The following is a 20355-nucleotide window of genomic DNA, read 5'->3' on the forward strand; positions in this document are numbered from 1 at the left end:
GATACAACTATTTTGACTTAAACAAATTTGTTGAATTTAGTATAGCATGAGACAATAAGAATAGCAAGGAAAAACTTAAATAAAAAAAGTTAATATTTTTCTGTAAGCCACTTGACTTAACGGAATTTATTTAGTATTATACATATAAGAATTAAACAAAAACAGTTAGGAAAAGGAGATGGTAGTATGGCAGAAAAATCATTTATGACAGTGGAAGAAGTGGCAAAGGAATTGCGTGTGTCAAAGTCAAAAGCCTACCAGATTGTGCGAGAACTGAATGCAGAATTACAGAAACAGGGCTATTTGACAGTGGCGGGACGTGTGAGCGCTACATTTTTTCACAAAAAGGTCTGTTACAGCGATTGACGGAAAGGAGATGATGAAATGGCTGTATACAAAGATAACGCTACGGGAACGTGGCGGGTAATCTATCGTTTCACGAACTGGAAAGGGGAGCGGAAGCAGACACAGAAACGTGGATTTGCTACAAAGAGAGAAGCACTAGCGTGGGAGCATGAGGTCATGCTGAAACAGGGAGCGAAACTGGATATGACGTTTGCCAGTTTCTTTGAGATTTATGAAGCTGACAAAAAGCAGCGGGTGAAAGAAAGCACATGGGAATCCAAAAGCCATGTAATCCGCACAAAAATTTTACCGTATTTCGGGAATCGAAAGATAGCAGAGATTGAAGCAAAGGACGTTATTGCATGGCAGAATGAACTGATGGCATACCGGGACGAGAAAGGAAAGCCTTATTCAGCGGATTATCTGAAAACGATACACGCCCAACTGACAGCGATTTTCAACCATGCGGTAAACTTCTATAATCTGCCCTACAATCCGGCAAGGAGAGCAGGAACAATGGGAAATGAGGTTCCGAAAGAAATGAACTTCTGGACGAAAGAAGAATATCTGAAATTTTCCGAAGCCATGATGGATAAGCCCCGTTCCTATTATGCCTTTGAAATGCTTTACTGGTGTGGAATCCGTTCTGGCGAGCTTCTGGCTCTTACGCCTGCTGATTTTGATTTTGAGAAACAGACGGTCACGATCAGCAAGACGTATCACCGTTCCAAAGGACGGGACATTATCACAAGCCCAAAAACGAAAAAGAGTAACCGTACAATTAAAATGCCGCCATTTCTCTGCGAAGAAATGCAGGAATATATCAAAATGCTGTATGATATTCAGCCGGACGAGAGAATGTTTACGGTCACAAAATCCTATCTCAACCACGAAATGGAGCGAGGGGCGAAGCAGGCAGGTGTAAAGAAGATACGGGTGCATGATATTCGTCACAGCGCAGTTTCTCTGTTAATTAACATGGGATTTTCTGTGCTGGCGATTGGGGAGCGCATGGGGCATGAGGCAGAGAAAATCACCTACCGCTATGCTCACCTGTTCCCTACGGTGCAGACGCAAATGGCGGAGAAACTGGAAATGGAGAGAATGACAAAGGAGAACACAAATGGAAAGAACACTTGATTACAAAGGGCGATGGCGCAATCATACAGTAGCGTTCCGGGTATCGGACGAGGAAGCAAAGCTGATTAACGATTTGGTTGCACTGTCCGGTTTGACAAAGCAGGATTATATCACAAGGCGTCTGCTGTGCCGGGACGTAGTAGTACAGGGTAATCCGAGGGTGTATAAGGCTCTGAAAAATCAGATGGCTGCTATCTATGAAGAATTAAAGCGGCTGAAAACATTAAGACCTGACAATGATGAGCTGCTCTACACGCTGCAGGTAATCGCAATCACATTATACGGTTTGAAAGGAGAAGATGAATGACAGAAAAAATGAAAACGACTGCTCCCGTATCATCTGTTGGCGCAGATGGGGCGCAGCCGAATATAAAAAAACACAATGAAATTATAGCAAATGAAACAGCACAAATCAATCTGCAAGCCGCACAAAACCTGGAGAAATCCGGGAACGGCAGGCTTCAGACCATTTCCATGACGGAACTGTATGATACGGTCTACCCACCGAGAACACCCATTGTAGAAGGATTCCTTTATGGTGGTACTTATCTCTTTGTAGGGGCACCGAAAGTAGGAAAATCATTTTTTATGGGGCAGCTTGCCTACCATGTGGCAATGGGGATCTCTTTATGGGATTATCCCGTCCGAAAAGGGACGGTGTTGTATCTGGCGTTGGAAGACGATTACGCAAGGCTTCAGCGGCGGCTCTCCGGCATGTTTGGTGTGGAATGTGCGGATAATCTGTATTTTGCGACACAGGCAAAAACCTTGAATGAGGGCTTAGACAGGCAATTAGAGGAATTCCTGAAAGAACATACTGACGCAAGGCTGATTATCATTGACACGCTCCAGAAAGTACGTGAGGTCGGCGGGGACAGGTACAGCTATTCCAGCGATTATGAGATTGTGACAAAGCTAAAATCTTTCAGCGACAAATACGGTATCTGCCTGTTAGTGGTACATCATACACGTAAGCTGGAATCTGAGGATAGCTTTGAGATGATCTCCGGCACAAACGGGCTTCTTGGAGCGGCAGATGGGGCGTTCATTATGCACAAGAAAAAGCGTACTGACAATCTCGCAGTGCTGGATGTTGTGGGACGTGACCAGCCGGATCAGGAACTGACCATAGAGTTTGACCGGGAGCATTGTGTCTGGAAATTTAAGAAGGCAGAGACGGAGTTGTGGAAACAGCCGCCGAATCCATTGCTGGAAGCAATCAACAACTTTCTGACAGAAGACAAGCCGGAATGGGAGGGAACAGCAACGGAACTTGCAGGTCAGCTGACAGATATACAGATACAGGCGAATGTCTTGTCCAGAAAGCTGAATGTAGCTAACAGCCAACTGCTCAACGATTATGGGATTTTTTATAATAACAAGCGGGGGCATGAAAGGAAAATTATTCTTAAACGGCTTGAGTCGAAAGAGTAAAAGCGACGATATGCGACGGTTGCGACGGTATTTTTTATAGCAGGTTGGTATGGAAAATATCGACGCTACCGACGCAAACCGACGCAGAAAGGATTACTATGAAGAATGTGCAGATTTCTCATGAATTATTTGTATCTCTGCTCCGCTATCATTTGATAGAAGATGACAGATGCCTGAATGAAATCCGGCAGGGATTGGAACAGAAACTGGATTCTCTGGTGCGGCATGAATTATATACGAAATATAAGACTGCACCCACTCAGGAAGAACAGGAAAAAGCCAGATGGGAATATCTGGAAAAACGTGGAGTGCCGGACAGCTTTCGCTGGTAGTTTCCTTTGAAGATAGCAGACAGGAGCGTGGCACGCTCCTGTAATAGCAGACAACGAGAAAGGTGTGATTTGATGATAGTTCAGCCAGAATGGGGAACCCGAAATGTGAACAGATTTTTTTACGAAAGTGAAGCCAGGAAGATTGCCGCACTCAATGAAATCTTCGGAGAAGTGGAACTGACAACGGCAGAAATGCGGACGCTGGTATGGCTTGCGGGATGGGAGGAAAGCACGGTAGCAACTCTGGTATCCGCAATCCGAAAAGCTATGGCGGCGGAAGAAAAGCGGCGGGAACAGCCGCTCCGTCCGTAGGACGGACAAGCCCCCGGCAGGGCGCAAAGGCAGCTTTTGATGGACGGAACGGCTGTCAAAAGTGCTTTTGCGTTACTTTCGGCGAAAGTAACAAAGTCTGTGCGCCGTATCCGGCGCTGATTACTGCCCGAAAAGGGAGAGAGGAGAGTTATTGAAGAGAACGATCAGTTTTATGACAGGGAAAGGCTCTGTCAACCATAATAGCAGAAAATTCCATGCGAAGAATACAGATCCAGAGAGAAGTTATCTGAATGTGGAATACTGCAACGAAAATATCAAAGACGTTTATCATGAATTGTTCGATGAAGCGTTAGTCCGTTATAATGAGAAACAGACAAGGAATGACCGCCGGATTGACGATTATTATGAAAAAATCCGTTCAGGGAAACAGGAGAAGCCGTTCCATGAAATTATCCTACAGATTGGCGACAGGGAGACAATGGGAGCGGAAACAGAAGAAGGACGGCTGGCGGCAAAGATACTGGATGAATATATGCAGGATTTTCAGAGAAGAAACCCTACATTAAGGGTGTTTTCGGCTCATCTCCATATGGATGAGGCGACGCCCCATCTGCATATAGATTTTGTACCGTACACGACAGGAAGCAAGCGGGGGCTTGATACAAGAGTATCGCTGAAACAGGCATTAACGGCTCTTGGATTTAAAGGAGGCACCAGACAGGAAACAGAATTAAATCAGTGGGTGGCGGATGAGAAACAGCAGCTTGCCTCAATTATGCTGGAACATGGAATTGAGTGGGAACAGAAAGGCACCCATGAAAAGCATTTGTCCTTGTTGGATTTTGAAAAAAAGGAGAGGGCAAAGGAAGTTTCTATGCTTGAAAAACAGAAATCAGAGTTGGAAGAGCATAATGCCATCATGCAGGAAGTCAACGAAAAATATCTTGATCAGTTGGAGAGGGTTGAGAAGGATATATTTTCAGCACAGGAAAGCCGGAAAGAGGTTGATAAGCAGGCAGAACAGGCAAAGAAAAAGGCAGCGCAATATGAGAAAAAGCTGACGGAGATTGCCCCTATGGTAAAAGAGATGGAGATGTTTGCAGAGAAATATTCTGCTGATCCAGAAGAGGTACTGCCAGAGGCAGGAACGTTGGAAACGGGAAAATCTTACCGTGAGAAAAAGGCAAAGCCGCTGATAAAGAAGATTGTGACGGTGTTGCGATCAGTTTATCGGGCTTATCTGGATCTTTCCAGAAGATTCGGCAATCTGCAAAGATCATATGAGAGGGCGTGGGACAAGGTTAATTCTCTTACTGCCCGTGTAGAGGAACTTTGGAATGAGAATAGAACATTGAAGGAAAGAATGGGAGATTTTAATCGGGTAGAACGGGCTTTGGGACGAGATACAGTTGCAACCATTGTTCTAAGAGAAAAAAGGCTGGAAGAAGAACAAAGAGTGCAGAGACGAAAACAAAAAAGAAAGATGGATAGGGATGCAAGATAATGAAAGCAACTATAAAATACAAAGGGAACGGATTAAAACCGCTCCCTTTTTCCATTATTATAATACCACAAAATTGCTCTGAAAACAAGACTACCAATGTCTCAAGGACGGTGCTATAATCTCTTTCCAAATACGAAGATGGGGAGGGGTTCTTTTGGACAAGGACTGGATGGTTTTATTAAAGGGACAAAATCAACTGAGCAATGTGATTAAAACAAACGAGACAACCGAACAGTTTGGACTTTCCTTAACAGAGGAAGACGCTAAATTGATTTTAGCGGAACGGAAAAACGCACTGGCGGAACAAAAAAGAATTGAGTTTGGTGAAGGAATTGCGACAAAAATCATTTATGAATTTTGCGATTCTGAGTACATTCATCAAAGCAATTATGTGGAAACAATTATTCGATTGCAGGAAATATTTTATCTATATAAAAATGAAATGCATGATGAAATTACAGATGATGAACTTCTCCATTTAATGAAAGAACAGTTTGAAAATATATGCTTTGGCGATTTGGATTATTTAGAGAGTACCTGCCTTGCTAATTTTGCAGAAGCAATCCGGGCTGGTTACGATGGATATAAAGGTTCAGACGGTTATGGAGAATATTCAAAATTTGATGATGTAAAGAGATGGGATTATGATTTATATCTGGAAGCATTGAAAGAACTCTGTTGGAGGTGAAACTGATGGACTATGAAATGGAAGAATTAGTGCCGATTGTGGGCAAGTTGGCTGAGAAATATACAGCACATGAAAGCACATCCATAACATACGAAAAAGCGGAACAGCTTATGGGAGCTGTCTTATATTGCATTCACGAATTGCGGGAAATAAGTGAAAATGCTCCGTCCTTAAATGAAAAAATACCAGCTCAGAGAGCGTATGAAATAGGTGCGGAATATGTTAAGAAAAAGACAGAAAAAGCGCTGGATTTATACAACAGGATTCTGCCCGAATTTTGCCACTATGAAAACAAATGCCTGCATGATACTTTTGTTAAAGGGATACCAGAATTTTTTAAGTGGTACGACATTCGATTTGAACCACAAAATACGATTGTATCTCTTGATTATCCGTTAATGAAAGATATTTCAGAGTATACAGGAATCGACAAGATTTTTGAATTTATCAAATCTATCGGTTTAGAACAGAAATTTTTGAAATTATTTCCTGAGGGTTATGTTATAAATGTCTTGTCAAAGGATAACGGAAATTGGAAGGAATCAATGGATAATATATGTGAAACAGTTTTTATTCATGTAATAGGACATATAATACTGGGAAAATCATTGACGGTAATTGAGTTGGAGGAAGACGATTATTCTTATATGCAGAAGGTGTTTGAACAGACAACTTTGGAGGAGATGAAAAAACAGTTGGCGACTGCGCTTGATGTTTTCGTAAAAAATTACTATGAAAATGACGGGGAACTTTTGAATTATCTTTCAGGTGCTATCGGTAGTATCGTTGTCCGTTTGAAAAACGCTGCTGATAATAAAGTGCTTGCCAATATAATTTAGCATATCGGTTTACCAATATATTTGCCGCTCCGAAAAAGAAATTTTACTGTGCGACATTCAAAAATAGGTTGTCAATCCTTGCGGATTTGTTATAATAAGGGCGTGGCAACATTTTGGCAACGGAAAATCAGCAAGCCAGAATAATTGATGTAATTGAAGTAAAAGACGGCGTGGATTTGCATAAAACTTAAACAAATATAGTTAAGAATAACAAAGGACACGCCGAGTTTGAATAATATATTAGAGCCAAGAAATGCCTATTTTACGGGCTTTCTTGGCTCTTTCTATGTCCGTTGACAATCAAATGACAATACTTTTTTAATATTATTGTAAATAATTTCTTCTTATTTAGCTGGGAATTGACTCTTCCAGTCTAAATATTCTTTTTCTGTAATCTCTTCATTTCTGAATTTCTGGTACATATCAGCCCATGTTCCAATATGATCCAGCATATTTAAAGAATCATGTCCTTTGTCTTTAAACATGAGTTGTGGTACGCCGGACTCATCTCGGTAGGCGTGCAGACCATATTGATCCTCTAAAGCAAATAATGCGTGCATGACACTAACATAAGTATCAAAGTTTGGATCAGACATGGCGTATGGACTGATCTTTAATGAGTTTGCTATTTTTTCTAATTGTTCTGATGATGGAAAACGATTCCCAAGTTCATAATTTCTAATTGCCGATTCGCTTAATCCGGACATGATTGCCAATTCTTTCTGTGTATATCCTTGATCGATCCGGAATTTTCTTATTTTCTCACCTACTGTCATAAGAAAACACTCCTTTGCTGATTGTTACTTAAAAGTATAGCATAAACAGTTCAAAAATGAAATATAAAAATAAACCGTTCATTTTTGAAATTATTCTATTGACAGTACGGAAATGAAATGTTATGATGCGTATACACCGTTCAATAATGAACTGAAAGAAGAAAGGAGGGATATAGATGGCTAGTAAATTATTTATATCAGCAAAAGAAGTAGCGAAAGAATTAGAAGTATCTGATTCCTATGCGTATCGTTTGATCCGTCAGTTAAATGCTGAATTGGAGCAAAAAGGTTTCGTTGTTGTCAAAGGAAAAATCAGCCGTAAATATTTTGAAGAACGAGTTTACGGTATGAACGAAATGAAATAGCAGGAGGTGATGTTTTGACAGTAATCAAAAACCAAAAGTCAAATACTTACGAGGTAAGAACCTATTATAAGGACTGGACCGGCGTAAGAAAGCAGAAGACGAAAAGGGGATTTAAACGCAAATGTGATGCCCAGGAATGGGAAAGAGCGTTTAAATTAAAGGAGAATTTGAGTCTGGATATGTATTTTGAAGATTTCGTAGATCTTTATCTGAATGATATCAAATCCAGAATCAAATATAATACCTGGCTGACGAAAAAGCATATTGTAGAAAAAAAGATTCTCCCATATTTTTCGAAAAAGAAGTTGCAGGAAATAAAACCTTCCGATATTCGACAGTGGCAGAACACCATGATGAACTATCGAAATAAACAAGGAGAAGGCTATTCACAGGTCTATCTAAAGACCATCCATAATCAGCTGAGTGCAATTTTGAATCATGCAGTGAATTTCTATGATTTGAAAAGCAATGCTGCACGCAAGGCAGGATCTATGGGAAAAGAAAGAACAAAAGAGATGCTTTTCTGGACAAAAGAAGAGTATATGAAGTTCATTGAAGCGGTGGCGGATAAGCCAATCTCCTTTTATGCATTTGAAATTCTATATTGGTGTGGAGTGCGTATGGGAGAGTTGTTAGCGCTGACACCGGCAGATTTCGATTTTCAGGCTTGTACTATCCGGATCAATAAATCTTATCAAAGATTAGAGGGGAAGGATATTATTACGGATCCTAAGACTGTGAAGAGTAATCGCATAATCACCATGCCGGAATTTTTAAGCGAAGAATTAGAATCGTATATAGGAATGCTGTATGGTTTAAATGAAAATGACAGGATATTCCAAATTTCAAAAAGCTATCTTCATCATGAAATGGATCGTGGTGTGAAGTTGTCAGGGGTGAAGAGAATACGAATCCATGATTTACGACATTCTCATGTGTCATTGTTGATTAATATGGGATATTCTGCGGTGGCAATTGGAGAAAGGGTAGGGCATGAAAGTGTGGAGATCACATATCGATATGCACATTTGTTCCCGACAATTCAAACAGAGATGGCGGAAAATCTAAATCAGGAAAGAGAGGAATATCTGGATGAGTGAAAAAAATAGGGATAACAAGAATCGGTGGCGTAATGTAACCATAGCGTTTCGAATGTCTCCGGAAGAAAATGCAGAGTTAGATTTAAGAGTAAAGCTTTGTGGATACCAGACGAGACAAGAATATATCATTGAAAGCGTTTTACATCAAAAGGTCACAGCAGTAGGAAATCCATTGATGTTAGTACAGTTTAGAAAACAGCTTCGAGGGATTGAAGAGGAACTGAAAAGGTTAACTACATTAGAGGATGCCGATGAAGAGTTGTTTACACCTATTCGAACAATGTTGGAGATATTAAATGCATTTGCAGAAGAAAGAAACTATGAAAAAAGGAAAAGAGAAAAAAAGAAAAAGCCCAGAAATAATCTGAGCAAGTTCCCTGATTATCAGAATAACTGATATACCATCCTAACAACTTGAGTATATCACAAAATTGTTGTTGCAACAATTGTTAAATTCTGTTTGCCAGGGACTTGCCCGGTTGGGCAGGAGGTGGAAATGGAAGATAATTATAGAGAAGTAAAAAAGGCAGAACCATGCCTGAAATTGATCCACATGGATCAGATTGAAGTGGAAGAAATCGAATGGCTCTTTTATCCGTTCATACCATACGGGAAGGTCACCATTATTCAGGGAGATCCTGGAGAGGGTAAGACCACCGTGGTGTTGCAGATCATTGCAAAATTAACAAAGGGAGAACCAATACTAAATGAGATAACTGAAGAAGAAACAGGTGTAAAGCCAATCAATGTGATTTATCAAACAGCTGAAGATGGATTGGGCGATACAATCAAACCAAGATTGTTAGCGGCAGGGGCAGATTGTTCTAGAGTCTTAGTGATTGATGACCAGGATCAGCCATTAACAATGGTAGATGCAAGGCTGGAAGAAGCGATTATTCAGACGAAAGCAAGACTTGTAGTATTAGATCCAATTCAAGGCTTTCTAGGGGCTGGTGTTGATATGCATAGGGCAAATGAGATTCGTCCATTGATGAAAAGAATTTCTGTATTAGCAGAGAAATATCAATGTGCCATTATTCTGATCGGTCATATGAATAAGAATAGTAATGGAAAATCATCCTATCGTGGATTGGGGTCTATTGACTTTCAAGCGGCAGCAAGAAGCGTATTGATTGTTGGAAGAGTGAAAGATGAACCGGAAATCCGAGTGATCTGTCATGTAAAGAGTTCTCTTGCTCCGGAAGGAGATGCTATCGCCTTTCGATTAGACAAAGAAAAAGGATTTCATTGGATTGGAAAATATGACATCAGTGCAGAGGATTTATTGTCTGGTGATGGACGAGGGCAAAAGATCCGAAGTGCGAAAGAATTTTTAAAAGAGATCTTAGCAAATGGATCAATGGAACAGGCAAAAATAGCGGAAGAAGCAGAAGAACGAGGAATTAAAAAGAAAACACTTTGGAATGCGAAGAAGGAATTACAGATTGATTCTGTGAAGATAGGAAATAAATGGTTCTGGATGTTACAAGAAGAGTAAAGGAAGATGGCAAGATTACCATATCTTAAAGAATAGGGAATCTTGCCACCTTGATTAAAAAGGAGTGAAGTGATGAAAAAAGTACAGATTGATTATGAACTGTTTCGAAAATTGATCTTTTATCATTTGGGTTCAGATGATCAGTATGAAGAAGATATTCGAAATGGCTTGGAAGAAAAATTGGATGCATTAGTCAGACATGAACTCTATACGAAGTATAAGACTGCTCCTTCTGAGGAAGAGCAGGAGAAAGCACGACAGGAATATTTAGATAAGCGTGGAGTGTCAGCCAGTTATCGATGGTGATGTTTGTTTTGGGAATATAGAACAGGAGCGTGGCACGCACCTGTATCATACCAAACAAGGAGAATTGCTGTAGGGTGTAGCCGATACAGTACTGGCTGATTTGAAAGCTCCCGGCAGGGCGCAAGGGTACTTTTGATGGACGTTAGGCTGTCGAAAGTGCTTTTGCGTTACTTTTGACAAAAGTAACAAAACATAATCGCCATATCTGGCGTTTTAAAATGAATGAAAGGAGATTTATTGAAGAGGACGATTAGTTTTATGACAGGAAAAGGCTCCCTGAACCATAATAGTAGAAAATTTCATGCAAAGAATACGGATCCGAACAGAACTCATTGGAATGTTGAATATTGTAATGAAGATATCAAAGACGTATATCATGAATTATTTGACGACGCCTTGAAGCGTTACAATGATAAACAGACTCGAAAAGATCGTAAGATAGATGATTACTACGAAAAGATACGTTCCGGGAAACAAGAAAAATTATTTCATGAGGTTATCCTTCAGATCGGTGATAAAGACAATATGGGATCAGGAACGATGGAAGGACAACTTGCTGCAAAGATATTAGATGAATACATGAAAGGATTTCAAGAACGGAATCCTACGTTGCGAGTATTTGCTGCTCATCTGCATTTAGACGAAGCAACACCGCATCTACATATTGATTTTATTCCCTATGTTACAGGAAGTAAGCGAGGACTTGATACAAGAGTATCTTTAAAACAAGCCTTATCGTCATTAGGATTTAAAGGTGGTTCCAGAAGTGAGACGGAGCTAAATCAATGGGTACAATCAGAAAAGGAAAAATTAGCCATGGTCATGAGGGAAAATGAGATAGAATGGGATCAGAAAGGAACTCATGAACCACATCTTTCTGTATTGGATTACAAGAAAAAGGTTCGAGAACAGGAAGTAGAAGAATTAAAGGAACATAAGAATTTATTGGAACATGATTTGCATGATATCAGTGAATGTGTGGATGAGATCCAAAAGGAAAAAGAACAGGCAGAAAAAGAGAGAGCTGCGGTAATTAAAAAGACAGAAGTGTTAGAAAAACGATTTTCTGCACTAAATTCAAAAGCTGGACTTGTTGACTCACATGCACGTGAGTATGGATATTACCCGGAAGAATGGCTGCCAGAAGCCGGAACTTTAGAGTCAGCAAAATCTTATCGAAAGAGGATATTCCCTCTATTGAAAAAAGTTGCGAATATGATACAGTCATTATATAGCAAATATTTGGATTTGAAAAACAAAAATCAAAAGCTATCAGATCGAAACATAGATCTTGAAAGTCGTGTGGATCGATTGCGAGAGGAAGTATCTGTTATAAAGAAAGAGAATGCAGCTTTGTTAAATGTGGCATACGATATGGATCGGGTCGTAGCTGTTTTGGGAGAAAATAAGGTCAAGGAAGCGATAGAAGTGGCAAAACATTTGGAGCAGGCAAATGCAAAGCGAAAAATCAAGAAGAGACGTATAGATAGAGAGGGCAAATAAAGGGAGCAGAAGAAATCAAATCTATGCTAAAAAAGTAAAGTCTAGACATTGCTTTTTGGAATTGTAAATCATAGGATTTATATAGGTAAAGAGAGAAAATCTTTTAACAGGTTTAAGTAGAAACTCTGGGGTATAAAATCTTCCATTTTTTTTGTTGATGAAGTATAATGTAAACAACAATTTGAATTTGTTTGATGTTAGTAATACAAGAATTTGAAATTTCAGAGGTAAAGATAATTGATATCTTCAGATAAAGGAAAACATAATTGTTAAAATAGCAAAATCAAAAGAAGTTAAAATAAATTTATAAAGGATGGATGAGAAATGATGTATGGTATTATCGCTGTTGCACTGATATTTGTATTTGCTAATTTACCCCAATATATTAGAAAACAGCTAACAGAAAAAATCGCTGATGAAAGCAGTAAAGCTAAAGAAAATTTACAAACTTCACAATTAAATTTTTTAACAAAGATAGAATGGCTTAAATTCTATCCATTGAAAAAAATTTTACTAGGAGTAATTTGGCTTGTTTGCCTATTTTATGCTGTAAGAGGGGTCTTTATGACTATTAACGATCCTCGTGGTGTATTTATATTCCTCACAGTTTTATTTTGGCTTATCACTATTTTTACAGCACGCAAGATATGGCGATATATTAAATTATCTTATCACTGCGTACCTGTATTAAATTATATCAAAACAAAGGAAGAATTAAAGAAATCTCTACAAGGTGAATGTTTTGAAAAAGTATTGTTTGAGCACAATATATTACGAAAATATTTCCCTGTCCTTATTAGTGAAAACTGGGTAGTTATGAACGGTCGTCTTTTTCCAAGACACGGAGTTGAAAAAATATATTATTTACACGAAAGCCCTGTTTGGAATTATGAACAAATTAGATTTATATATTCTAATGGTGAAGAATACCTAACGCCTAGTGACAGACAAACTGTAGATGAACTTCGTCAAACAGAAATATCAAATTTATTACATAAAATATGTCCGGTAGTTATTGAAAAAGCAGAAGATATAAATACTACATCAAATAAAAAAGATAAATCAATTATCTATTGGAAGATGAATTATAAAGGTAAATTTAGAAGAACATTATGGATGATACCTTTTGTCATTATCTTATGTATTTTACTGCCACTATGTTTAGGAAGTTCTTGGATTATATACGATATAATTATAATTGCAATTTTAGTATGGCAGCTTTGGTATACTTATAAAAAAATGAAGCTTGAAGAAAGAACTTCAAATGAGATAGATGAAAACAATAACAAAAAATATACGATAGCTATGAAAAACATTCATATGTACAATTATCTTCTTGCAATAAAAGATGAAACGCATATCTACAAAGCCATCATTGAAGCCGCACCCGACGAAAATAATAACATGATGATTTGGTTAGATGATTTCAATTTTCCACAAACAGAGATTGAGGACATAAGAAAAGAAATAGAACTGTACTTTAAAGCAAAAAGTATTAATTGCATATTTAAAGCTGGTAAAAGAGTATAGACGAAGTGTTCAGACACGGCGGTGGAAAAATCTCTTAGACTACAAAAGTCAAGAGCAAAAATTCCAGTTTAGAGAGTGTGTGAGATGCTGTGTTAATATTATAATATTTAAGAATGTCAATTGATTAAAAAAATGGTATATTGCTGACAATAAAATGACAATACAATCAGATGAAAACATAGCGAACACATACAAAACAGTTCATAAATGAACGGTTTAAAAACTGAAACAACGGAAAAGTACCATAAAGCAAATAGAACTTTGCGAATTCGAATAAACAAAAATGCTTAGAAAATCCAGCGTTTATGCGGGTTTGCGGCACTTTTGAAAGACTTTTGATAACAAATTGATAACAGTTGCATAAGAGCTATTATTCTTGTAATCCGGTGGTTTTATGGTAGAGAATAATTGATAGACAGTTGTGCAACAAATAAATCCATATTAGAAAGCCCTTAGCTGTGGGTATGAAACTCATGGCTAAGGGCTTTTTGTCGTTATTTTTTGGAGATGTTTTTCTTCTTCTTTGGCGTAGGAAGCTCGTCGCACATAGAAAGAAGCAGATTGCAGAGGGTATCGGTTTTACAAGTAAGCGGTCATCATAGATACCGCCAACAATTTTATCAGCGGAAACGGTATACGAAGAAACAAAGAGAGGTTCAGAGGTACGCAGAGACACTGCACGTAACTCTTTCTGAGAGTTCAACAGTACGTAAGATTCTTGCAATCAGGGAACAAATCGGGAATATTTAAACTTGAAATAACGAAATGTAGGTTGTATGATTGAGAAAATAAGTCTATGATCATTTTTCTTTAAGGAAAGTCTTTTTCATTTCAACTGACAATTCGTTTACTTCATCGAAGCCCTGAAAAAAATTTATTTTTTGGGCCGATGGGGTGGTATAATGTAAGCAACGAATTAGAATTTGTCAGGGAGTGAAGTACATGAAGAAATTAGCATCAGTGTCGTTAAAAACAATAATCTTTTTTGTGGGTTGGGCAATATGTGCATCAGTTATACCAATACCAGATACATCGAGTGCAGCAATCTGGAGATTTTGGGCTGAATTAATACCATTTTTATCCATTGTTGTTCTAACATTTATTTTCTGGCGAATGGATAAAAGAAAAATACGATTACATCTGACTGAAAAACCTGTTTATAGTATCATATTGGGCTGTGTAACCGGAGCTGTTTGGCTAGGAGCATCTATAGGTATATTATCTTTGGCAGGAGTGATACATATAACTGGAATAAATCGTATCTCTCTGTTATGGTTGTGGATGATCTCAGCTTTTTTGAATACTGTTATGCAAGAAATGTTGGTTCGGGGTTATTTATACCAGATGATAAAAAGTAACTATAATATAGTTGCTGCGATTATTGTTTCAACTGGATTATTTACCTTTGCACATGGAGGCGCTTTTGAGGCAGGTGTTCTTCCGGTGCTTAATGTTATAATAATGAGTCTTTTTATGACAGCAGTTTTAGAGTATACGGAGTCCTTAATTGCCCCGATTATAATCCATTTTTTATGGAATGGCGTTGGCGCAATTATTTTGGGAGGAGTATCTTTGGCAGAAGATTATCCACATTTGTTTAATATGGCAATTAGTGGAAATCCTCTTTTGTCAGGTGGTAGCTGCAAAATTGAAGGTAGTGTAGTTGTATTTATTATAAACTTGATATTAATGATTGGATTTGTAATTGCCAAAAAGCGGAAAATAGAAAGTCATAACTGTTAGATTACAGAAAAGCGGAAAAGCTGTCGGGAATGGGATTTAAGTAAATATGTAGTACGAGCTATTGACAAAAAATCTGATGAGATCATAGAGAATGTATAAAAAACAGTTCAAAAACAAATTGTTCCAAAGCCGAAATATCAGAGAAGCACCACGAAGCAAGTAGAAATCTGCGAATTCAAATGATAAAAATTTAATATGTATTATTTTGAATAACAGGCAGTCTGTGTGACGGCCTGTTGTTTTGTTAATAACTGTATTTTATTAAAAAGAATATTGAAATTTGCTCTCAATATAAATAAGAAGTAATCCATTGTTTTTTTATTACTCTTTGCTATAATTGATTCATAGCGATTGTTTATTATAAAGACAATTATATAACAGAAAGCAGTATAGATATATTCCAGGTAAAACGTTAATGTATTTTGCTAAGTGCTGTTGAAGTGGGAATATATGAGGAAGTGTGTGTTGTCATTCTAGCTGTATGAATCTGACAGAATATTCAGAGGACATGGGTACTCTCATTTCCATCTGTTTTTTATAGGTTTCCATTGTCAAAATCCCCCACCGGAGGTATGCGTATGATACGAAAAATGAAGTCAACAGATCTTGATAAAGTAATGGACATATGGCTTTTTTCCAATATACAGGCTCATGATTTTATCCCGGAGGAATATTGGCGGAGTAACTGGCAGCAGGTGCGCTCCATGCTTCCGGAAGCGGAAGTATATGTGTATGAGAAGGATGATGATATCAGGGGATTTATTGGAATGATGGAAAACTATATCGCCGGTATTTTTGTGGATGAAAAATTTCGTTCCTGTGGTATTGGAGGGATGCTTCTGGAATATGTGAAAACTGTAAAAAAGAAACTGAGTCTGTCTGTATATAAAAAGAATCAGGCAGCGGTCAGATTTTACTTGAGGAATGGATTTATGATTGTTTCTGAGACGGAAGACGAGGATGTGGGAGAAACAGAAATGCTTTTGGAGTGGTGCAATAATGAATAAAAATACAAAAATAAAAGACGGTTATGCAGAATATGAACTGATCCGTTCTCAAAGAAAAAGCCTTGCCCTTCAGGTAAAGGGGGACGGTATGGTGGTTGTACGAGCGCCTCTGAGGCTGCCAAAAGATAAAATTGACAGTTTTGTAATGGAACACAGGGACTGGATAGAAAAGCAGAAGAACAGGGTTCAGGAACTGAGCTGTAAAAGGCGTGAGATCACAGAGCAGGAGCGTCTGGAGGGGATTCGGAAGGCTTTGAAGATTTTTCCGGAGAGGACAGCGTTTTTTGCTGGAAGAATGGGCGTAGATTATGGCAGAATCACAGTTCGGGAGCAGAAAACAAGATGGGGAAGCTGCAGTCAGAAGGGCAACCTGAATTTTAACTGGAAGCTGGTTCTGATGCCTCAGGAGATTTTGGATTATGTGGTGGTTCATGAGCTTGCTCACAGGAAAGAAATGAATCATTCAGCCAGATTTTGGGCTATTGTGGAACAGGTGCTGCCGGATTATCAGAACAGAAGAAATGAGCTGAAAAAGCTGGGGCAGTTTTTATAATTATACAGAGTCCAGGTGGAAATTTACTATGAACAGATAGTGACGAAATGCTCTACTTATGAAAAGTCTGTTAATATCTCCTCTGTATGGGAGAACCGACAAAGACGCAGAATTATTTAGAGTATAAAAACTTTTATGGTTATAACGATACTGGTTTCGCAGGTTGTATCAAAGCCCGGAGGCACACGAAAGGGTAATTAGAGTTATTATAATATATACACGTTGGAAGTGTGCTTACCATGTTGCCTTTACTATGAGTAGGTAAACTTGAAAAATGCATGAAACTTTTGGTGCTTTGTATTTAGGAGATTCACATACAGAGTTTAAGAATGTTTTGTGACCGTATATTATGAATGCTGTTATGCGAGATTTTGCCGTTGCTTCTTTATAGATTTTTGTATAAAAATACATAAATAATTAATGTGTGAAGAAATGAAAAAAGATAGACACAGATAATAAAAAGTTGTGTAAGAGGAAGTTGCTAATGTTGCCAGAGGGGCGAATCTGCAGAGATCAGAATCTGTAGAGGTCATGATAAAAAGTCAACAGCGATTCCGCCTAAAATGAACATGACAGAATTTGTGTTTAAAAGACAAAAGCTCATGAAGAATTTTTGTCAGTAGCCCGTAGTTTTACCATTATCTATGACCGCAGTAAAAAACTGAAAGTATATGCAGGTCTTTTGTCATGTGCCTGTAGTTTTACCATTATTTATGGTCGCAGTAAAAAAATGAAAGTATATGAAGGTTTTTTGTCAGTAGCCCGTAGTTTTTTGATTATCTATACCAAAGAGAGGAGATTAGTGTTATGCAGAAGGATGACAGATATAAAAAAATTATTCATGAAAATGAATATGTTTGCAAAATGCAAAATGAGGTTTTACCGTATCTGGAGCAGAGAGTAAGCGAAGCCTGGATTCCATGTGCTCCGGAAAACAGGGGAAGGGTTCATGTGCTAAGATATCTGGCAGATAAGGCCAGAGGCGTAGTGGTCATCAGTCATGGGTTTTCGGAGTCAGCGCAGAAATATCCTGAACTGATCTATTATTTTTTGCAGGAGCATTATCATGTGTATTTACCTGAGCATTGTGGGCACGGACTGAGTTATCGTCTTACAGAGGATCCTTCGCTTGTTCATCTGGACCGCTGGAACAGATACAGCCGGGATTTTCTGAGGGTGTCAAGACTGATACGAAAAGCGCATCCCGGATTACCGCTGTATTTATTCGCACATTCTATGGGAGGGGCGGTAGCGGCAATTGCGGCAGCAAGAGAGCCTTATATGTACAAAAAGGTGATTTTGTCTTCTCCGATGATACGTCCTCTCACGGGAAATGTTCCTTATCCCGCTGCAATCAGGATTTCTAGGGCAGCATGCAGAACAGGACGGGAAATGAAATATGTGGCAGGGCAGAAACCATATGACGGAACGGAACAGTTTGAGACAAGTTCAGGTCTTTCGCGACCGCGGTTTGAACGGTATAAAGAAATTCGCAGAAACAATATTGAATGTCAGACATTTTCGCCATCTTATGGGTGGCTGTACAATGCAGCAAAAATGAACTGGTATCTGCAGAGAAGCGCATGGAAAGACATTGCTGCGCCGGTGCTTTTGCTTCAGGCAGAAACAGACAGTCTGGTTTCCCTGAAAGCGCAGGATATTTTTGCAGAAAAAATTAATAATTGTGGTAAAACTTCCTGTACTCTCATCAGAATGGCGGGTACAAAGCATGAAATTTTTAATGGACCGGATGATATTTTGGAAAAATACTGGGGATATGTATTTGGTTTTTTGAAAGGATAAAATATTTATGTACAGATATTTTGTTTTGTACCTGATTTTTATAAATATGATAGCTTTTTTGGCATATGGAATCGACAAGAAGAGAGCAGTGCGGAATCAGTGGAGGATTTCAGAGAAGGCATTGCTGGGAATGGCTGCTTTGGGCGGCAGCATCGGGGCGCTTGCAGGAATGAAAATATTCCATCATAAAACCAGAAAGGCAAAATTTTTTGTGGGTGTTCCGGTGATTCTGGCTGCAGAGCTTATTGTGGGATTTTGGGTTCTTGTATCTATTAGGTAAAATGTAGATGAGCGAATTTGAAAAAGCACACAAATTCTCGTTGTTTTGTCTTTAGGAGATGTATATACAGAGTTTAAGATTGTTTTGTGACCGTATAGTACGGATTTTGTTATGCAAAATTTTGTATTGGTTTATTTCTATAGAATTTTGAACATGGAAATCTGTAATATGTGGATAACAAAGAAATATCAGACGTTATATGTGTATTATACAGCGAAAAATAAAAATGTGCAGTTTTTAGGGGTTTATCTATATGTGGTTTTATTATTAAGCGGGGGCTGTGTAGTCTGTAGTAGCTTAAAAAAGAAAGAATAATACCGGAATTAAAATAATTTACGATGCCGGAAATCATACATAGGATTACATGATTACTGCACAATATATTAAGAACAGGCATTATGCATGAAGTCTGAAAAAGCGTTCAGGAAAGCTGGGAGAATCCGGATAGTAGAGGAATAGAGAAGAGGAATAACTACAGTATATCAGCTTAAAAATCTAACACGAGAGAAACTGTGAAAAGTTAGGACATAAAAAGCAAAAATAAGGGAAATTTTTTATGATATTGTGTATCATAGTTATGTGAAAATAGAAATAATCCACAGTATCTCCAACAGTATAGCATACAGTCCTTGGAGAGGGACTATAGAGACTACTACTTTATAATACGAGGAAAAGAGAAAAATGAAGGGAACAATTATATGTTATGGAGATTCCAATACTTACGGATATGATCCTCGGTCTTTGACAGGGGGACGGTATCCTGAAAATGTTCGTTGGACAGGTATTCTTCAGGAAAAATCTGGATGGAGCATAAAGAATCATGGAGTGAACGGGCGCTGTATCCCTCATAATCCATCTCAGATCCACTTTTTCTGTGAGCAGATGAAAGACTGGTGTAAGATGAATGGTCCTGTAAAAATATGGGTTATGTTGGGGACAAATGATCTTTTGACGGAGACGGGATTTACTGCAGAAGATACAGGACTTCGTATGAAAAAATTTCTTCAGGTGCTGGTGGAGCAGATAAAAATCAGTAATCGGGAAATGGAAGTCCGGCTGATATCCCCTCCTCCTGTAAAGCGGGGAGCCTGGGTAGATGAGGAACGAATCTGCCGGGAGGCTGAAAAACTGGACCAGGTATACAGAAAAGCAGCCGGGGAGTTGAACATTGATTTTACAGGAACAGCAGCCTGGCAAATTTCTGTGGCATATGACGGTGTGCATTTTTCTGAGGACGGTCACAGAAAATTTGCAGACAGACTGTTGAAAATTTTATAAAATAAACCAGGTGCAGAAGAAAGAAACTACCACAAAAACAAGAAAAGTTCTTTTGTAT

The 20355-nt window shown here is 38.5% G+C and carries 23 protein-coding genes; 22 read left to right on the forward strand and 1 reads right to left on the reverse strand.

What is annotated here, in order from left to right; all coding sequences use genetic code 11:
• Positions 1-186 precede the first annotated feature (186 nt).
• The 9 genes from LU279_RS02825 (at position 187) to LU279_RS02865 (ending at position 6555) form a co-directional block, all read left to right on the forward strand.
• A complete protein-coding gene (locus LU279_RS02825) occupies positions 187-366 on the forward strand; it encodes a DNA-binding protein (RefSeq protein WP_121056254.1) in 180 nt (59 codons plus the stop codon).
• Between the two features lie 18 nt (positions 367-384).
• Positions 385-1485 (forward strand): site-specific integrase, encoded by a 1101-nt coding sequence (locus tag LU279_RS02830; protein ID WP_121056256.1) that lies wholly within the window; start codon positions 385-387, stop codon positions 1483-1485.
• Positions 1469-1792: a plasmid mobilization protein gene (locus LU279_RS02835; RefSeq protein ID WP_121056258.1), complete on the forward strand. Its 324-nt coding sequence runs from the start codon at positions 1469-1471 to the stop codon at positions 1790-1792. The genes LU279_RS02830 and LU279_RS02835 overlap by 17 nt, the downstream gene beginning before the upstream one ends.
• Positions 1789-2919 (forward strand): AAA family ATPase, encoded by a 1131-nt coding sequence (locus LU279_RS02840; protein ID WP_121056260.1) that lies wholly within the window; start codon positions 1789-1791, stop codon positions 2917-2919. The genes LU279_RS02835 and LU279_RS02840 overlap by 4 nt, the downstream gene beginning before the upstream one ends.
• Before the next feature lie 98 nt (positions 2920-3017).
• Positions 3018-3251 carry a complexin-2 gene (locus tag LU279_RS02845; protein ID WP_121056263.1) on the forward strand — a complete coding sequence of 78 codons (234 nt, stop codon included), beginning with the start codon at positions 3018-3020 and terminating at the stop codon, positions 3249-3251.
• Positions 3252-3323: 72 nt separating this feature from the next.
• A complete protein-coding gene (locus tag LU279_RS02850; RefSeq protein ID WP_182279489.1) occupies positions 3324-3563 on the forward strand; it encodes a hypothetical protein in 240 nt (79 codons plus the stop codon).
• A 172-nt stretch (positions 3564-3735) separates the two neighbouring features.
• A complete protein-coding gene (locus tag LU279_RS02855; RefSeq protein ID WP_118045334.1) occupies positions 3736-5028 on the forward strand; it encodes a plasmid recombination protein in 1293 nt (430 codons plus the stop codon).
• 154 nt (positions 5029-5182) lie between these two features.
• On the forward strand, positions 5183-5716 hold the full coding sequence (locus tag LU279_RS02860) for a DUF6323 family protein (RefSeq protein WP_118045237.1): 534 nt from the start codon (positions 5183-5185) through the stop codon (positions 5714-5716).
• 5 nt (positions 5717-5721) lie between these two features.
• Positions 5722-6555, forward strand: coding sequence for a DUF6179 domain-containing protein (locus tag LU279_RS02865; RefSeq protein ID WP_118045236.1), 834 nt, complete (start codon positions 5722-5724; stop codon positions 6553-6555).
• A gap of 344 nt (positions 6556-6899) precedes the next feature.
• On the opposite strand, the gene LU279_RS02870 is transcribed toward LU279_RS02865, so the two are convergent.
• The gene (locus LU279_RS02870; RefSeq protein WP_016439640.1) at positions 6900-7331 is read right to left on the reverse strand and encodes a helix-turn-helix domain-containing protein; all 432 of its coding nucleotides are present in this window, start codon (positions 7329-7331) and stop codon (positions 6900-6902) included.
• A 176-nt stretch (positions 7332-7507) separates the two neighbouring features.
• Here LU279_RS02870 and LU279_RS02875 point away from each other — a divergent pair, with 176 nt between their 5' ends.
• From LU279_RS02875 to LU279_RS02935, 13 genes are all read left to right on the forward strand, one after another.
• On the forward strand, positions 7508-7696 hold the full coding sequence (locus tag LU279_RS02875; RefSeq protein WP_003019365.1) for a hypothetical protein: 189 nt from the start codon (positions 7508-7510) through the stop codon (positions 7694-7696).
• Between the two features lie 14 nt (positions 7697-7710).
• The gene (locus LU279_RS02880; RefSeq protein WP_009263194.1) at positions 7711-8796 is read left to right on the forward strand and encodes a site-specific integrase; all 1086 of its coding nucleotides are present in this window, start codon (positions 7711-7713) and stop codon (positions 8794-8796) included.
• Entirely contained in the window at positions 8789-9193 is a 405-nt protein-coding gene (locus LU279_RS02885; RefSeq protein ID WP_274420914.1) for a plasmid mobilization protein, read from the forward strand. The genes LU279_RS02880 and LU279_RS02885 overlap by 8 nt, the downstream gene beginning before the upstream one ends.
• Positions 9194-9292: 99 nt before the next feature.
• Positions 9293-10294 (forward strand): AAA family ATPase, encoded by a 1002-nt coding sequence (locus tag LU279_RS02890; protein WP_274420916.1) that lies wholly within the window; start codon positions 9293-9295, stop codon positions 10292-10294.
• Between the two features lie 72 nt (positions 10295-10366).
• Positions 10367-10600 carry a hypothetical protein gene (locus tag LU279_RS02895; protein ID WP_003019356.1) on the forward strand — a complete coding sequence of 78 codons (234 nt, stop codon included), beginning with the start codon at positions 10367-10369 and terminating at the stop codon, positions 10598-10600.
• A 258-nt stretch (positions 10601-10858) separates the two neighbouring features.
• Complete coding sequence (locus LU279_RS02900; protein ID WP_099330046.1) at positions 10859-12103, forward strand: plasmid recombination protein; 1245 nt, start codon at positions 10859-10861, stop codon at positions 12101-12103.
• 324 nt (positions 12104-12427) lie between these two features.
• Positions 12428-13633 carry a hypothetical protein gene (locus LU279_RS02905; RefSeq protein ID WP_009263186.1) on the forward strand — a complete coding sequence of 402 codons (1206 nt, stop codon included), beginning with the start codon at positions 12428-12430 and terminating at the stop codon, positions 13631-13633.
• Between the two features lie 942 nt (positions 13634-14575).
• Positions 14576-15376, forward strand: coding sequence for a CPBP family intramembrane glutamic endopeptidase (locus LU279_RS02910; RefSeq protein ID WP_274420921.1), 801 nt, complete (start codon positions 14576-14578; stop codon positions 15374-15376).
• Positions 15377-15954: 578 nt separating this feature from the next.
• Positions 15955-16383, forward strand: a complete 429-nt coding sequence (locus LU279_RS02915) for an N-acetyltransferase (RefSeq protein ID WP_274420923.1) — start codon at positions 15955-15957, stop codon at positions 16381-16383.
• Entirely contained in the window at positions 16376-16936 is a 561-nt protein-coding gene (locus LU279_RS02920; RefSeq protein WP_274420925.1) for a M48 family metallopeptidase, read from the forward strand. Before LU279_RS02915 ends, LU279_RS02920 begins: the two co-directional genes overlap by 8 nt.
• Before the next feature lie 807 nt (positions 16937-17743).
• Entirely contained in the window at positions 17744-18739 is a 996-nt protein-coding gene (locus LU279_RS02925) for an alpha/beta fold hydrolase (RefSeq protein WP_274420927.1), read from the forward strand.
• 7 nt (positions 18740-18746) lie between these two features.
• The gene (locus tag LU279_RS02930) at positions 18747-19019 is read left to right on the forward strand and encodes a DUF1294 domain-containing protein (RefSeq protein WP_274420928.1); all 273 of its coding nucleotides are present in this window, start codon (positions 18747-18749) and stop codon (positions 19017-19019) included.
• Positions 19020-19700: 681 nt separating this feature from the next.
• On the forward strand, positions 19701-20297 hold the full coding sequence (locus LU279_RS02935) for a GDSL-type esterase/lipase family protein (protein WP_274420929.1): 597 nt from the start codon (positions 19701-19703) through the stop codon (positions 20295-20297).
• The last annotated feature ends 58 nt before the right edge of the window (positions 20298-20355 follow it).

The organism is Blautia sp. XA-2221, assembly GCF_028767025.1.
In the GTDB taxonomy this organism is placed as follows: domain Bacteria; phylum Bacillota; class Clostridia; order Lachnospirales; family Lachnospiraceae; genus Blautia_A.